The organism is Legionella brunensis (assembly GCF_001467025.1).
In the GTDB taxonomy this organism is placed as follows: Bacteria; Pseudomonadota; Gammaproteobacteria; order Legionellales; family Legionellaceae; genus Tatlockia; species Tatlockia brunensis.
Genome location: NZ_LNXV01000036.1, coordinates 78,721 through 95,538, shown reverse-complemented (window position 1 = coordinate 95,538; position 16,818 = coordinate 78,721). Strand labels below are relative to the sequence as shown.

Genomic DNA, 16,818 nt, shown 5'->3' with positions numbered 1-16,818 from the left:
TACTCAGGTGCAACCTGAGTGCATCCCTTTGGAGAAAAAATATGAGCAGTAGTGACCTGCAAAATCAATGGGCTTCCTCTTACTTGTCAGGTGGAAGCATGGCGTATGTTGATGGTTTATACGAAGATTATTTAGCCGATCCTAATTCTGTGCCTGCAGATTGGCGTGCTGCCTTCGATGCGCTTCCCAAAGTTGATGGTGCGGCGAAAGATATTTCTCATCGCGATATTCGCGACTATTTTTTACAAAATGTTGACAAAAAACACGCGCCTGTTGTTGTCACAGAAGATAGTAAACAATACCAAGTCGCTCATTTAATTAGTGCCTATCGGGCTCACGGACATCATGCTGCCAAACTTGACCCTTTAGAGATGGCCGAGCGCTTGCACGTACCTAGTCTTGAGTTAAGTTATCATCAGTTATCTGAAGCAGATATGGCTCGACAATTTTTTGCGGGTAAATATTTTAATGGCGCTCAAATACCATTACGTGAAATCTATGATGCTCTACGAAATACTTATTGCGGTAGTATTGGCATTGAATACATGCATATCTCTAACAATGAAGAGACAGAATGGCTACAGCAAAAACTTGAGCCAGTCCGTGGGAAACCTTCTTTTGATGCAGATAAGCAACGTGCGATTCTCCTTGATTTAATTGCTGCTGATGGTCTTGAGCGTTATTTAGGTACGCGCTATGTGGGGCAAAAACGATTTTCTCTCGAAGGTGGTGACTCCCTAATTCCTATGATGAAAGAGCTCATCAGAATGGGAGGCAAAAATGCTGTCAATGAGCTTGTTGTTGGAATGGCTCACCGTGGACGCTTAAATGTTCTCGTGAATGTCTTAGGCAAAGAGCCGCATCAGCTATTCCAAGAGTTTGAAGGAAAAATTAAATCGGAGCGCACAGGCGATGTTAAATATCATATGGGGTATTCATCAGACCTACGCACAGAAAACGGCGCAATCGTCCACGTAGCCTTAGCTTTTAATCCGTCACACTTAGAGATTATTGGTCCTGTTGTCGAGGGTTCAGCGCGTTCTCGTTTGGGCCGACGTGATAACCTGGATAAGAAGGACAAAGTAGTTCCTGTTGTGATTCACGGTGATGCAGCCTTTGCTGGTCAAGGTGTCGTCATGGAAACTTTCAACTTTTCCCAGGCACGGGGTTATTCTACTGGCGGAACTATTCATATTGTTATCAATAACCAAATTGGTTTTACAACAAGCAACCCATTGGATGCGCGTTCTACTCTTTATTGCACAGATGTTGCCAAAATGGTTCAGGCTCCTGTACTTCATGTAAATGGGGATGACCCTGAAGCGGTTGTTTTTGCTACCCAGATTGCATTTGAATTTCGCATGAAATTTAAACGAGACATAGTAATTGATCTCGTTTGTTATCGACGTCATGGCCATAATGAAGCTGACGAGCCCTCAGTGACCCAGCCGGCGATGTATAAAAAAATCAAGTCTATGCGCCCACTGCGTGAGATTTATGGAGAGATTCTGGTTGCGAAAGGTGTTGTCACAGCAAAAGAGCTTGAGCAATGGTCCGAAGATTATCGTGACAAATTGGATAAAGGGCAAGCCGTTGTTGATATAATCCATGGAAATTATGAGGGCAAGATTTCTATCGATTGGACTCCCTATGTAAATGCCAAATGGACCGACAAGGCAGATACGACAATTTCTTTAAAAACACTGCAAGAGTTATCCAAGAAACTCCACCTACTACCCAAAGGATTTGAACTTCATCCAGTGGTTAAACGCCTTCTTGCTGAGCGTGAAAAAATGACTACGGGTGAAATTTCAATGAATTGGGGCTATGCAGAAATAATGGCTTATGCCAGTTTATTGAATGAAGGTTATGGTGTTCGCCTGTCAGGTCAAGATTCTGGTCGTGGTACTTTTGCTCACCGTCATGCCGTTTTGCATGATGTGCAAACAGGCGATACCTACATTCCGTTAGAAAAGACTGTAAGCAATCCGCATAAACCAATGGTTGTTATTGATTCTGTATTATCAGAGGAAGCAGTTTTGGCTTTTGAATATGGCTTTGCTTCTTCAGAGCCTGCTTCCCTGGTATTATGGGAGGCTCAATTTGGTGATTTTGCCAATGGTGCGCAAGTTGTTATTGACCAATTTATTAGTTCTGGTGAGCAAAAATGGGGACGACTATGCGGACTAGTCATGTTACTTCCTCATGGTTATGAGGGTCAGGGCCCCGAGCATTCTTCTGCACGACTAGAGCGTTTTATGCAATTATGTGCGCAACACAATATTCAAGTTTGTACTCCCACAACGCCAGCACAGATGTTCCATATGCTAAGACGCCAGATGTTGCGCAAATTCCGAAAGCCCTTGATTGTCATGACACCAAAGAGTTTGTTGCGCCACAAATTAGCGGTCTCAACTCTCGATGAACTGACAAAAGGCGAGTTCCAAACTGTTATACCGGAAATTGATAATTTGGATGCTAAAAAGGTGACTAAAGTTGTTCTTTGTTGTGGCAAAGTTTATTACGACCTTTTGCAAAAACGGCGAGATGACAAATTAAATCATGTTGCCATCATCAGGATAGAACAGCTGTACCCTTTCCCTAAAAAAGCGCTAATTCAAGAACTTAAGAAGTTTCCACAAGCGAAAAAAGTTGTTTGGTGTCAAGAAGAGCCTCAAAACCAGGGTGTTTGGTTCTCTTCGCAACATAATATAAAAGATTGCCTAAGTGATGAGCAATCTTTAAGCTATGCCGGAAGAGAGTTTGCTGCAGCACCTGCAGTAGGCAGCCCTATATTGCATGCACAGCAGCAACAAGAATTAGTTGAGCAGGCCTTAGTGGATTAATTGATCAAAATAATATAACAGAAGAAGGTATAACCATGTCTATTGAAGTCAAAGTACCTGCCCTGCCTGAATCGGTAGCGGATGCCACCATTGCTGCTTGGCATAAAAAAATTGGTGATATGGTCACTCGTGATGAAAATCTCCTTGATTTAGAAACTGATAAAGTGGTTCTTGAAGTACCAGCACCTGCTGATGGAGTGCTTCGAGAAATTTTCTTCAAGGAGGGTGATACAGTAGAGGCGACCCAAATTCTTGCACGGATTGAAGCTGGTGCCGGTGCAGCCACAAGTCAACCTGCTCCTAAGGAAGAAAAGGTAGTTGCAAAAGAGTCAACTGCTGATGATAGTGAAGAAAAAGCAACTGGCCCTGCGGTAAGACGAATGCTTGCCGAACACAACCTCCAGCCAGGGCAAATTTCAGGCTCTGGGAAAGATGGTAGAATTACCAAAGAAGATGTACTTGCCTACATCGAAACCAATCGGGAAAAAACAGCAAAACTTTCTCCTGAGAAGCAACCACAACCCGCTATGATGGGCGCTCGAGAAGAGCGTCGTGTTCCTATGACTAGATTGCGTGCAAAGATAGCCGAGCGTTTAGTGCAGGCTCAACATAATGCAGCAATGCTGACTACCTTTAACGAGGTAAACTTAAAAGCGGTTATGGATTTGCGCGCCCAATACAAAGATAGTTTTGAGAAAAAACATGGTGTTAAATTAGGTTTTATGTCTTTTTTCACCAAAGCAGTTGTTGAATCATTAAAGCGCTTCCCTGCCGTTAATGCCTCAATTGATGGTCAAGACATTGTCTATCATGGCTACTACGACGTGGGTATTGCTGTATCTACCGAGCGTGGTTTGGTTGTGCCAGTTCTTCGCGATGCTGATCAAATGAGCATGGCGGATATGGAAAAATCGATTGCTGATTCCGCTACTCGTGCCAGACAAGGCAAGTTATCAATGGAGGAAATGCAAGGTGGTACTTTCACAATTACTAATGGTGGTGTCTTTGGTTCGTTGTTAGCAACACCAATCATTAATCCACCACAAACAGGTATTCTTGGTATGCATAAAATCGAAGACAGACCTGTCGTGGAAAAAGGACAAATCGTGATTCGTCCAATGATGTATGTTGCGTTATCATATGACCACCGTTTAATTGATGGCAAAGAGTCTGTACAATTTTTAGTAAGCGTCAAAGAGTTGCTAGAAGATCCTTCTCGCTTACTACTGAATGTTTAATCAATAAATTTTAACCGCAAGGCCCGTATTGACGGGTTTTGCTTTTTAAGGGTGCTACGATGAATTTACATGAATACCAAGCCAAGCAATTATTTGCTAGCTACGGATTGCCAGTCCCAAATGGTCAAGTTGCTTATAGCGTTGAGGATGCGTTGCAAGTTGCTAGCCAATTAGCCACGCCAAAATGGGTTATTAAGGCTCAAGTACATGCTGGAGGACGCGGTAAGGCAGGTGGGGTAAAGTTAGTTTCTAATAAAGATGAATTAGCAACGGTTGCAAAATCATTGTTAGGTACCCGTCTTGTAACTTATCAAACAGATGCGAAAGGTCAGCCTGTTAATGCAGTATTAGTCGAGGAAACTTGTGATATAGGACGCGAATTGTACTTAGGTGCTGTTGTCGACAGAGCTACGCGTCGAGTTGTGATTATGGCCTCCACAGAAGGTGGCGTAGAAATTGAGAAAGTTGCTCACGAAACGCCTGAGAAAATTTTTAAAGTCGCCGTTGACCCGCTTGTTGGTGTGATGCCATTCCAATGCCGTGAAGTTGGCTTTAAGTTAGGTTTAACGGATGAGCAAATCAAGCAGTTTACACAGCTGATGATAGCTCTTGGGAAAATGTTTGTAGAATGCGATTTGAGCCTTTTGGAAATCAATCCCCTTGTTGTGACTAAAAGTGGACAATTGCTTTGTTTAGATGGAAAAATTAATGTTGATGGGAATGCTCTGTATCGACAACCTAAGCTAAAAAGCATGCGTGATGCTTCTCAAGAAGATGAGCGTGAAAATAGAGCAACTGACTGGGAATTGAATTATATTCCGTTGGATGGAACTATTGGCTGTATGGTTAATGGTGCTGGGCTTGCTATGGCAACGATGGATGTCATTAAACTTCATGGCGGTGAGCCTGCAAACTTTCTGGATGTTGGCGGTGGTGCCACTAAAGAACGCGTTAGTGAGGCTTTCAAAATTATTCTGTCTGATAAAAATGTTAAGGGAATTTTAGTCAACATTTTTGGTGGGATCGTACGCTGCGATTTGATCGCTGATGGTATTATTGCTGCTGTTAAAGAGGTTGATGTCAAAGTGCCTGTTGTCGTGCGTCTCGAAGGTAATAATGCTCAATTAGGTGCGGATATTTTAAATAAGAGTGATTTAAACGTAATTGCGGCAAACAGTTTAACAGATGCTGCCAAGAAGATCGTGGCAGCGGTTGCCTAATAATCATGAGGAGGCTTTCTCACTCAATGAGGTGAAGCAATCCTGAACTTAAAAATTTCGAGGCTAACAATGAGTGTATTAGTAAACAAACAAACAAAAGTAATCTGCCAAGGTTTTACTGGCAAGCAAGGTACCTTCCATTCTGAACAAGCAATTGCTTATGGTACACGAATGGTCGGTGGTGTGACTCCTGGTAAAGGAGGGCAGAAACATTTAGGGCTACCAGTCTTTAACACAGTGCGTGATGCTGTTAACGAAACAGGAGCAGATGCAACAGTTATTTATGTACCGGCTCCATTTTGTAAGGACTCTATTCTTGAAGCAGCCGAGGCTGGTATTAAGTTAATCGTTTGCATCACCGAAGGTGTACCTGTTCTTGATATGCTCCAAGTTAAAGTATATTTAGAGAATAATACTGAAGCTCGTCTGATAGGTCCAAATTGCCCGGGTATTATTACTCCTGGTGAATGCAAAATTGGTATTATGCCAGGATCAATTCACTTGCCAGGTAAAGTGGGAATAGTTTCTCGCTCAGGCACGTTAACATACGAAGCAGTAAAGCAAACAACCGATAAGGGGTTTGGTCAAAGTACTTGCATAGGAATAGGGGGAGATCCTATTCCAGGCACTAGTTTCATTGATGCTTTAGCACTTTTTGAAAAAGACCCGCAGACAGAAGCTATCATTATGGTAGGAGAGATTGGAGGATCTGCTGAGGAAGAAGCTGCGGAATTTATAAAAGCTCATGTCAAGAAACCTGTCGTTTCTTACATCGCTGGTGTTACCGCACCTGCAGGTAAGCGAATGGGGCATGCAGGTGCCATCATTTCTGGGGGTAAAGGAACTGCTGCAGAAAAATTTGCTGCTCTTGAAGCTGCGGGAGTTAAAACAGTGCGTTCTCCAGCTGATTTGGGTGATGCAATTGCTGAAATTACTGGTTGGTAAAAATGGTGATAGCCCGTATTATAACACGGGCTATTTGCTTTAAGTGGTACTGATTATCCTTTGTTTAGTTTTTTCTTGATAACTTCATCAAAAAGTGTCTTCTGTTCTTCAGTTAATTCACTTCTCCTTAATGCCATCATTTCTTCAACACTGCCTTGAATACAATCAGGAGATAGACGATCGGTAATCAAAAGGCCATTGAGATGATCGATTTCATGTTGTAAGACTCTCGCATAAAAACCATTTTCTCTTGTTTGATGTATTTTTCCCGTTTCGTCGTAAGAAGTTAAAATAATTTCTTTATAGCGCGGCACCTTACCAGCTTTACTGCTCACGGAATAGCAAGCTTCAAAATCATCAACAAAACCTGATCCCTCTATACCTTGATAAGAGGGGTTAATTAACACATGCATGGGATAAGGTTTTACATTATTTCGTAACAAGGCAGCTTCTTCAGGAATATAGATAGCAACAATTTGTTGATGATGATTGACTTGAGGAGCGGCTAATCCAACACCACCTAATTGAAATAATTTTTCCTTCATTCCTTTTATTAATGTTAAGTTTTTCGCACTTAAAGGAAAGTCCACCGTTTTTGCCGGTGCTTTTAGAATCTTGGTAAATTGTTTCTGCTCAATAGTAACAATTTCCAAGGCATGTGTATGCGAAGCTATCATTAAAAACCCCAAAAAAATTAATTGATACATAGCTTATCGTGTATTAAGTCACCCATGAGATTAGTGGGTTATAGTGTAACAGGAAAGTCCTTATGGGGCTGCATTTGCAGGAGCATCTTCATTATCTAGAGAAACACCTTCGTTATCAGGAACAACTGGCGGAGGCAAGTCATAGGCTCGGACATTAGTAGGATTAAGTGTTTCAAATATACTAAAGCGACGTAAAGCGGCCCTTTGACTCACAGGGGTTGTAACAGCATCCTCCAAACGTTGCATTAGGAGTTTATGTTTGGGGGTGTAAAGATGAAGCGCTGAAAGCAAGGAAATGACGCACTGTGCTAACCAGGCAAAGCTAAAAGTGTCATAATGGTGATAGGCTAGCATGTCAGTTATAAAGGAACCTTTTTTCACCTCTGCTTTAATATCAGCTAATCGTTTCTCAACAGAAAGATTACGGTTTGAGGCTATCTTGCTTAGACCATCAATAATTTGAATTTTTTTGTCTAGAGTTCCCGCGCTTTCAAAGAAGGAGCTACCTCTCTGAATGGCTTGGTTAGTTTTACTAAAATAAGCGTTAAATTGTTCAAGGACACTTCTAACTCCCTCGAATTGAACGTATTTAGGAAAGTTAATACGATCGAACTCTCGCACTCTAGCACCAAGCAAACGCTTAATTTCGGCATCAATATCTTGGGCAGATTTAGATTGCGTCATAATTTCAATGGCTGTTGTTTGCAAATAATCCTTCAATGCTTGATTATACTCATCGCGCATATGGAGCAACCCAATATGTCTAGATGTAGCAAGTCTAAGTTCGCGGGCAAATGCTTTTTGCGTATATTCTTCTATAAATTTTGTACTTAACTCTTCTTGTTTGTCCTTGAGTTCTTCAAGGTAATTAATTCTTTCATCTAGTGTTTCAATCTCAAATTTAATCGAGTTATTGCATCCTTGATAATAAGCTAAAACAGCACTGGCTAATTGCTTTATATTCGCAATTGCAGGTTTTGTGTCTTTTTGAGGGGGAGCCGATGTCTTAGTAGAGTGATCTTTTTTAGGTTCGTCAAGCGATATAAAAGCCGTTATTGGCACAAAGGATGTCTCTTGTTCATCGACGGATTCTGAACTTAGAGGCTCTTTAGTTCCCGAAGCCGTTTCTGTAGCAAACGTCTTCATTTCTATATAACTTTCATCCTCAGTTAACTCAGAAGTTTTGGGCGTGTCTTTTGGTACTTCAACAGAAGCGGCCGGAGGAGGTTTGACATGACTTTGCAGGAAGTTTTCTACCTGACGATAATCCCCCTCAATGTGTCTAAAAGGTAGCAGTAAATGCTTTTTCTCTTCAAGGAGAATGGGAAGTGCAGCAGTATAAAGCTTAAGAAGACGCTGCTCATTTAATTCAACCACTAACGGATTTGCGGGAAGACCGTAGTGAAGGCCAACATAGCCTTTCATTTCCTTAATTAGAGCATTGATGAGAGTATATTTATCGACGAGTGATGCTTTAGATACCGCATATTTGTCTGTAGTTAATTCTTCTAATTTGATCTCAGGAAGAGGTGCTGTATCGTTCAGAAACAGTTTCTTTTCTGCGGTGCGTTTGCGAGTTTTAGCTGATTCAAGCCGTTCACAAATAGGCGCCAAATTACTAACAAGCGCAATATGTTCTTGGGACTTTAAACCAAGTGGCTCTAATAAACCTTGATGGAATTCATCGAGTACGGCTTTCATAGGGTCTGCTAACAAACCTGGCTTTAAGCCCAATTTCTCTTCCCACTGATCCGCCTCTGTTAGAATTCGAACGAATAAATCACCATTAAGTTCTTCTAAGTGAGCAATTGCTGCTTCGTGAGAAAGTTGAGTAAACTCTGTAAGCTTAACTTTTAGTTCTCTATAAAGGCGATACATGGTTGGCGTTTCAAGAAATAACTTAAAGTAGGAGTTCGAACTGTCGATAATACCTTCAATGTTAATTGCTGCCTTTTTGGTGCGCAGATTAACAGCTGCCTTGGTCTCTTCGGAGAGGTTTTTGTTGTTGACAAGAGCCTTAACATGTTCAGGAATAAGCATGAAGGTATGCAGTGTATACCAAAGTCCAGTGTATTTGACTTGTCTATCTTGATATTTCGGGTGCTGCAAATCAACGTCATCGCTTCCTACGGCATAAGTATCTTTTTGTTCCAGAAAAGCGTGATAAACAACAAGAGCTTTGTCTTTTAATTCCGTAGCTAATAGTGAGAAATGAGGATCAGCGATTAAATTTTGGGTATGGTGAACTAATTCATCAATGTGTGATTTTGCTTGAATTAGATGGTAAACATAGGTTGTTTGATAACTTTTTTGATTCAGCTTTTCAAGTTCAAGACAGATTTGCTCAAGGTGATACAAGCTATTAAAGATGCGCTTTATAGCAATACTTTGCTTCGTTTCAGAAAGACTTTGTTCATCATTTTCTATTTCAGGAAAAGGTATTCCCTTAGATGAGGGTTGTAATTTTTGCTTCAATGCTTTATTAAAAATATCCGTTAACTGAAATAATGAATCGCGATAACTAGCAACTGCTTGTGAATAGTTGGTATGTTTGATTAAGAAATTTTCTCTTTGCTCGACAGTCTTATCAGGGGATAAAACTTGAGATTCAATCTTAGTAAGATATTTTTGTTCAGCTAATTGTTTAAACTGTTGTGCTTTATCAGAACAAAATGATCTTGAGCAAATAATATGAGCCATCGCATTAGATGCTTTATCAGGAGTGAAACAGTCAATAGTAACCTTTGCTTTTGTGACTTCTCTTTTTGGAAGGAGGGAATTTTCAGACAAAATATCAATGATGGCTTTATCTTGTTGCAAAGCTTGTTTGTGATTGCTTTGACTCTCTATAAAATAGGGCTGAAATAGACTATACAAGCCTCGTAACTTTTCTTTTAATTTAGCATCCTTAATCTTATGAAGAGGTTTTGGGCTTGGTTCTGCAAGAATTGTCAAGAATTGTTGGAAGGCCTCAAATGCTTCGCCTAGTTGGGACTCTCTTTTTTCATAATGGCGGTATAACATTTGCGTTTGTTCAAATGTCAACGCAGCTTGCTCGCCTACCCAGACATTTTCAGAGTCTTGTTTAAAATGCAGAAATTGTTGTTCTTTTGCTTTGGGGTCAACCCCTAAAACTTTCGCTTCATCATAGTTCTTGAGCTGGGATTTTTCTTGATAAGGAAAAATGCTGGTATTTGATTGGGTATGCACAAACTTGATGATGTCTTCGTTCAATGCAATATGAAATTTCTGGGTAACTTCATCTTTAGTGAGCTCTGATTGCAACTGTGTTTTTAAGGGCTCTAAACTCGTTATTGCTACGGGTCCGGCTGTTCCCGTTAACCAATGCCAGGGTCTCAAAAATTGACGCGAAAGTGTATTTTCTTCAACTAGATCTCTAGTAATTAAATTGGCTAGCTCAGGATTAAATCTTTTTATATAGGGCAATAGTAACTTGTAATTGCTTTTTAAGGACTCTTTGATTTCCTGGGGTAGATTTAAAAGGGAGTACCCAGTATATTCAGGATTGTCAATGATTAGAAAAAAGCTAGTAAATGCTTTCTGTGCTAGCTGCTGTTTTGTCAAATCCCACTTGGCAGCGGCTATGCGCTCTCTAGTGTGCTCAAGACGAGTTTCAATAAAATGAGCATCTTCAATGGCGAGAAGCTCCTCACCTTCTACCGAAAAATCAACAATTTTTGAGGCATATATTCCCAACAACTCATATAAGGGTTTTATGTGGGTTAGCATTGGAGTTGAAAGAGTGCCTGGCGTGAGCAACGCTTGATCTTCTATGCGGTCGGCTAGACTGAACAATGTTGGCAGCAAATCATACTTTAATTTTCTCATATTATGCCGAACAACTTGTTGCGAAGACTCGTTCGCATAGCCTATTTGCTCGAGACTACTCATTGATAAGGTAATGATTTCACGAACAATTCTTATGTAATTAATAGCTTTAAATGAGAGAAAAATGTCGCCGCTTTGCAAATTTTCTATGGACTTTAGTAGTTTGAAAGCTTCTTCTTGTAGATCATCCAGTTTCGCTTTATCTATCGTGGGTTGATAGGTAGAAATTTGTGGGCCGTAATGCTGTAGATAAAGAGTGAGTTGCTGGATATATCCTGGTAAGACAGCTCCAAAATGGGCAAGAAAATCATAGTCATAATTACCGCCATTGGGTTTCATTTGGGCAATGGCAATGCCACTTGCCCAACCTGCACGGTTTCCAATAGGATAATTCTTTAAGGTGGAAGTAAATTCTATAGCACCATCTTTATGCTCATCGGCAAAAGCTTTAATGGGTTCTAGTAATTTAATGGCTTGTTGTATTTCACTTCCTAGAATTTCATTAAAATCAATATCAAGATGGGTAAGCAAGTAACTGGCGGTGTAACCATGTTCTATGGTACTCCAGTACAATCTTTTTAAATCTGCGATTGGTTTATCGCGATCTCTGAAATTAACTGATTGTAAATCTTCAAAGGCTAGTTGTGCATGATAAAGCGCGTTAATAACTTGTTTAATTTGTACAATTTGCTTCGGTTCGGCGGCAAAATTGCTAAAGGGTTCCCCTTCAGTATTAACGATTCTAAAAAATGGTTTAATTTTGTCGCTAAAATGGCGGCTGTCAAGATGTAAAAGAATTTTGCTCTGCAAATCTTTTAAGAATTTTGCGATATCTTGTTCTTTAAAGTTATCAAGTAATCTTAGATAGCGTTCTATCATTCTGTTTCTTAAATAGACATGAAGACGGACTCTATGGTATAGGATTATTATTAAGAAAACATTAAGTATCCAAAAAAATACTTGGAATCTTATTTATTGTTTATGCCTCATGTTTTTGTATACCATTTAATACCTAAAACATTAGCAATGAGTATTAGAATGGGCAACTGGAAAACATTAGCAGATATTCGTCGTGAATATGGTGAGTTATCTTTATCGGAAGGGGAGATATCCAATTGCCCCATAACCCAATTTAAACGTTGGTTTGAAGAAGTTTTGTCAGTGGAAAGGAGTGATCCTACCGCAATGGTTCTTTCTACTGCTGATGAACAGGGCTTTCCTGATTCGAGAGTAGTTTTATTAAAAGGATTGGAGGAAGACGCCTTTATTTTTTACACGAACTACCAAAGTATAAAAGCATTGCAGCTAAACCATACCCCCTATGCCGCATTAAATTTTTATTGGCCAGAAATGGCACGTCAAGTGCGGGTTCGAGGACGTGTGAAACGAACGAGCCAACAGCAATCAGATACTTATTTTGCCTCTAGGCCTTTAGCTAGCCAATTAAGTGCTATCGTTTCAGCTCAAAGCCAACAAATTAGCGATAGAAAATCTCTAGAAGAGGCTTTAAATAAATTAATTGCCGAACACGGCCAAAAAGCGGTAGTGCGACCGGAAAATTGGGGCGGGTATTTAGTAATTCCAGATGGGATTGAATTCTGGCAAGGGCGTAACAATCGTTTGCACGATAGGATTTATTACTACAAAAAAAAGGGTGAATGGGTTTATTGTCGTTTGGCACCATAAATGCATTATCAGTTACAAGGTTATTGCCTTACGATTTTAAGCTGTTATTTGTCAAGAAAGAGTAAAAAAAATACATATGCAGTGATGAGCAGTGAAGTGAGCGTAGAATGGGGATAAAGAAGTGTAAGTTGCTGTTAAGGAAAGCACTTCAATTTTATGAAATCAGAGAGCGAACCAATTTACAAAGACGCTGAAAAAGAGAGGGTACCAATATGAACGATATAACTGCGTTGTTACCACATATCAAATTGCGTTTTGACATCGAACATCCAAACCTTGAAGAATGTTATGCTTATGGTTATGAATGTGCTTTGGCAGAAATAAGTGAAGAAAACAATCCTTATAGGGAAGGTAGCCAAGAGTATGAGCAATGGGCTGAGGGTTGGTGGGCTGGTTTTTACGGTGAAAAACCCTTATTTGAGTTGGCTGAGGAGTTATTGGAGCCTGAGGCCAACAAAAAGGAGGCTGCCAACGATTACTCTTATCATTCTATAACGAATATGGTCAGTGCTAACTTTCTCACAAAGGTACTAAAGATTACTGGTGCCATTGCTGCAACTGCTGTTGTAGGTTATCAAGTCCTTGATTTGGTTGCCTAATCAGAGTAGGTCAATGTGGTAAAGGGGCAGGTTTTACCTGCCCTTTTATTTACTTAAATAATTTTAAGATCATACTTCTCATTCTTGCCAATTCAGCTGGGTTAAATTCTTTGTAAATAGGGCTACCTATGTTCAAACAAACGGTTACTCCTTCGCCTATGCCTTTTAGCAAATCAACACCAGATAGCTTCAGCAAGTGAATATCATTACGAATTTCTGCCGCCCAACCATCAAGGTAATCAGTGCTTGTAAAAACAGGTAGGAAAAATTGTTTATCATGCTCTAAATAGAGCACCTCTGGTTCTTCTGTACTGGAGTTTTTATTAATCGGGATAATAAAATTTGCCTTAATAAATTCAAGATAGGCTTTATTGGCTTCGTTGTTGCCACCTTCTGAATTTAAAGCATTTTTAATGGCTAGTTCGAGCTCATTCATGATGGTACCAAGTTAAAAAATGTGCATTATATCGGAGATAAAAGTTAATTTCTGCAAAAAGGTCAAATCCGAAATAGATATACACCTAGCTATAAAAGTGTTAAGTTCCAGAACGAGCAATGTGTTGAAATAATTGTCGGTAGCAGTATAATGTAGAATTGAATTTTGCTAATTTAATGACCAACCTACTGTTTTTATACGAGTTATTTCAGATTCATTTAGGATGGAAACGGTAATAGAGTGAATTTATGAATATGATAGCAATGTCTCAGAGTGAAAAAGCGGGTCGTATCAATCATCTAGGATTTGCCTGGATTGTATGGGGATTAGCGGCAGCATTTTATTTTTCCGATTACATGGCGCGGGTAGCCCCTGGAGTCATGCATCGAAGTTTGCAAATCGATTTTGGCATTAATGAGGCAGGTTTTGGAATTCTAACCGCATCGTTTTACTTTCCGTATATACTCATGCAGATTCCAGTGGGTCTTACCGTTGACCGCCTAAGTATTCGCGCGATATTAACAGTTATGTCGCTAATAACTGCTCTGGGATGTGGTGTCTTCGGCTTGGCTGATGGCTTGGCTATGGCGTCAGTAGGGCGTATGTTAATTGGTTTTAGTGCAGCATTCGCTTTTGTGAGTTCCCTACGCTTAGCAACATCTTGGTTTCCTCCTGCAATGCTTGGTTTATTATCTGGTTTGACACAAGCCTTAGGCATGTTGGGGGCGGCTGCAGGTGAAGCGCCCGTTTCATTTTTAGTAGCTAATGTGGGTTGGCGGCATAGCATGCTCATCATTGCCTTTTTGTTTATCGCGTTAGCAGGGCTCTTATATCAATTTGTTCAGGATAAGCCAGGTGCTAAGCGACATGAATTAAAGAAAAGTGAACCAAGAATTAGCATTCTTAGCAGTTTGCGGATTGTCTTGTCTCACCGTCAAACCTGGCTTAACGCGCTGTATGCCGGCTTTTTATTTGGTCCTACTGCTGTCATTGGCGAAGCGATTGGCCCTGCATATTTGCAATATGGTCGTGGTTTAACAGCCCACGCTGCCGCTTTTGCAACTGGATTGATTTTTATTGGTTGGGGGATAAGCGGGCCTTTATCAGGTTGGTTATCTGATAAGATGGGACGAAGAAAGCCTTTGATGATTTTTTCTGCACTCTGTGGAATCATATTGACTTCTTTATTTGTGTTTTATCCGCATCTTGATAAAACAACGGCCTATATTATCTTTTTTGTTTTCGGCGTAACTAACACTGGTGTAGCAATTGCTTATGCTGTCTCAACTGAAATTCATGAAAGCAATGTTGTGGGTACTTCTATTGCCTTTACTAACATGATTTCCATTTTTGTTGGCGCATTAATGCAACCTTTAGTTGGGCGTTTAGTGGATTTAGTCTCGGGGCCTCGTGCTTACAATGTTGAAACATTGTTGCTTTCAGATTTCCAGGCTGGATTAAAAATCCTCCCTGTGTGCTCGCTAGTTGCTTTAATTTTAGCTTTTACAGTAAAAGAAACTTACTGCAAACCCATTCGCAAGCTATAACTTTGTATTGACAGTTACTCTTATTGTGGTGGATATCAATAGACCAAAGTAAGTAACTGTCAACTATGAATTTTTTTTGTAATATCTTTTGCTAGTTCGTGAATCTCGTGTTTTAATTATGGCGGTGCCTCTCATCTGTTTGATACTCTCGTCATAGAGGCTGATACTAACACGGAGATAATATGAAAAAATTCATAGGATTAGTGGTTATCTTAGCTGCTCTAGTCCTCGGCTCTTATTATGGAATGGGTTATCTTACCGAGCAAAAGGTTAAGGAAAGTCTTAACTTTATCAATCGCTCGAATGGATTAGCCGCTCAAATTGTGGAATATAAGCGTGGATGGTTTACTTCAAAAGCCATGTTTGATTGGCGCGTTCATATCCCTGAGCAAACTATACAAAACAATGGTCAGACTCAAACAATTCCTGCAAAAGATTTTAAAATGCAGATGCCGGTTACTATCTACCATGGCCCAGTAATATTTTCTAATCAAGGGGTTAAGTTTGGATTGGGATTTGCCCACACTGATTTAGCTATGCCTCCAGAGTATGTAGAACAATTTAATTCACTATTTACCAATGAATCAACGAAGCCAACACTGGCAATCAGTTTTTTTGTAAATTACTTGGGTAATAGTAGTATCGACATGTCTGTACCTGCATTCAAGTTATTTGCAAAAGAAGGCAATGCTACGTTTGAATGGTTAGGAATGTCTACGTCAACTAATGTTTCTTCAGATTTAGACAAGGTTGGTGGTAACATTACTATCGACGGTTTGACTTTCAAGAAAGATCAAGTCAATACAAAGATGTCCACCATCACTAGCGAATATAATCTTCATAAGACCGATAAAGGTTTATTCTTAGGTGATGCTAGCTTGTCTTTCCCATCATTTGTCGTGATGGATAGCGACAAGAAGTTATTTGAACTGGGGCAATTTGATATCCATTCTGACTCTGATATAGAAGATGGTTTGTTCAGCTCTCACTTCAAAACTTCCGTAGAAAAAATCATAACAAATGATAAAACCTATGGCCCAGGTAATCTCGAAGTTGCAATTCGTAATCTTGACGCGGATGCTCTTGCTAGACTGAATACTCAAGCACAGCAAGTACAACAAGGTACTGATGCTGAGCGTCAACGTGCGATGCTGGCTATGTTGCCAGAGTTACCTAAGTTGTTTAGCAAAGGTGCTGAATTTGAAATTACTGAGATGAATTTTGTGATGCCTCAAGGTACGATCGAAGGTAGCTTAATGGTTTCTCTGCCCAAAGGTGATATGGGTAATCCATTTGAGTTAATACAAAAAATTCAAGGCAATGGTAAATTAAGGGTTCCTGCGGTTGTTGTTAAGCAATTGGTGACAGAGTCTATCAAGCAAAAAATGATGTCACCGCAAACTCAACAAAATGACCAACAACAAGAAATTACGCAAAAAATACAACCACAAAGCAATCCAGATGCTAGTGCTCAGGCAGCCGCTAATTCTAGTGATGTCTCGCAGCAAGCAGTAACGCTCGCTGACAAACAATTGGCAACATTAGTTCAGAATGGTGTCTTGGCTCAACAAGGTACTGATTATGTGGTTGAGGTCAGTCTCAATCAAGGGCAATTTACAATTAATGGTAAACCATATAGCCCTGAGATGATGAAGTTTTAATGGGAAGCAACGGAAATATCGGATGAGCCTAGTCTAACTAGGCTCACTGTCTGATTCCTGATTTTAAACTAAATTTACAAACTC

Annotated in this window: 11 protein-coding genes; 8 read left to right on the top strand and 3 right to left on the bottom strand. The window is 40.1% G+C overall.

Annotated features, from left to right (window positions below; genetic code table 11):
* Positions 1-41: 41 nt before the first annotated feature.
* The 4 genes from Lbru_RS14730 to sucD all read left to right on the top strand — a co-directional run bounded on the left by Lbru_RS14730 (position 42) and on the right by sucD (position 6,249).
* Complete coding sequence (locus tag Lbru_RS14730) at positions 42-2,846, top strand: 2-oxoglutarate dehydrogenase E1 component (RefSeq protein ID WP_058442890.1); 2,805 nt, start codon at positions 42-44, stop codon at positions 2,844-2,846.
* 35 nt (positions 2,847-2,881) lie between these two features.
* Positions 2,882-4,084, top strand: coding sequence for a 2-oxoglutarate dehydrogenase complex dihydrolipoyllysine-residue succinyltransferase (gene odhB, locus Lbru_RS14725; protein WP_058442889.1), 1,203 nt, complete (start codon positions 2,882-2,884; stop codon positions 4,082-4,084).
* Between the two features lie 59 nt (positions 4,085-4,143).
* Positions 4,144-5,304: an ADP-forming succinate--CoA ligase subunit beta gene (gene sucC / locus Lbru_RS14720; protein ID WP_058442888.1), complete on the top strand. Its 1,161-nt coding sequence runs from the start codon at positions 4,144-4,146 to the stop codon at positions 5,302-5,304.
* Between the two features lie 69 nt (positions 5,305-5,373).
* A complete protein-coding gene (gene sucD, locus Lbru_RS14715) occupies positions 5,374-6,249 on the top strand; it encodes a succinate--CoA ligase subunit alpha (RefSeq protein ID WP_058442887.1) in 876 nt (291 codons plus the stop codon).
* 53 nt (positions 6,250-6,302) lie between these two features.
* On the opposite strand, the gene Lbru_RS14710 is transcribed toward sucD, so the two are convergent.
* Positions 6,303-6,926 (bottom strand): peptide deformylase, encoded by a 624-nt coding sequence (locus Lbru_RS14710; protein WP_083500937.1) that lies wholly within the window; start codon positions 6,924-6,926, stop codon positions 6,303-6,305.
* 90 nt (positions 6,927-7,016) lie between these two features.
* Positions 7,017-11,684, bottom strand: a complete 4,668-nt coding sequence (locus Lbru_RS14705; protein ID WP_058442885.1) for a hypothetical protein — start codon at positions 11,682-11,684, stop codon at positions 7,017-7,019.
* 159 nt (positions 11,685-11,843) lie between these two features.
* On the opposite strand from Lbru_RS14705, the gene pdxH reads away from it, so the two are divergent.
* Together pdxH and Lbru_RS14695 are read left to right on the top strand one after the other, a co-directional pair.
* The gene (pdxH, locus tag Lbru_RS14700) at positions 11,844-12,491 is read left to right on the top strand and encodes a pyridoxamine 5'-phosphate oxidase (RefSeq protein ID WP_058442884.1); all 648 of its coding nucleotides are present in this window, start codon (positions 11,844-11,846) and stop codon (positions 12,489-12,491) included.
* Positions 12,492-12,703: 212 nt separating this feature from the next.
* Positions 12,704-13,090 (top strand): hypothetical protein, encoded by a 387-nt coding sequence (locus Lbru_RS14695; RefSeq protein ID WP_058442883.1) that lies wholly within the window; start codon positions 12,704-12,706, stop codon positions 13,088-13,090.
* A gap of 49 nt (positions 13,091-13,139) precedes the next feature.
* On the opposite strand, the gene Lbru_RS14690 is transcribed toward Lbru_RS14695, so the two are convergent.
* Positions 13,140-13,526 (bottom strand): SseB family protein, encoded by a 387-nt coding sequence (locus tag Lbru_RS14690; RefSeq protein ID WP_058442882.1) that lies wholly within the window; start codon positions 13,524-13,526, stop codon positions 13,140-13,142.
* Positions 13,527-13,774: 248 nt separating this feature from the next.
* Between Lbru_RS14690 and Lbru_RS14685 the strand changes: the two genes are divergently transcribed.
* Together Lbru_RS14685 and Lbru_RS14680 are read left to right on the top strand one after the other, a co-directional pair.
* Entirely contained in the window at positions 13,775-15,073 is a 1,299-nt protein-coding gene (locus tag Lbru_RS14685; protein WP_058442881.1) for an MFS transporter, read from the top strand.
* A gap of 182 nt (positions 15,074-15,255) precedes the next feature.
* Positions 15,256-16,734: a YdgA family protein gene (locus Lbru_RS14680; protein ID WP_058442880.1), complete on the top strand. Its 1,479-nt coding sequence runs from the start codon at positions 15,256-15,258 to the stop codon at positions 16,732-16,734.
* Positions 16,735-16,818 lie beyond the last annotated feature (84 nt).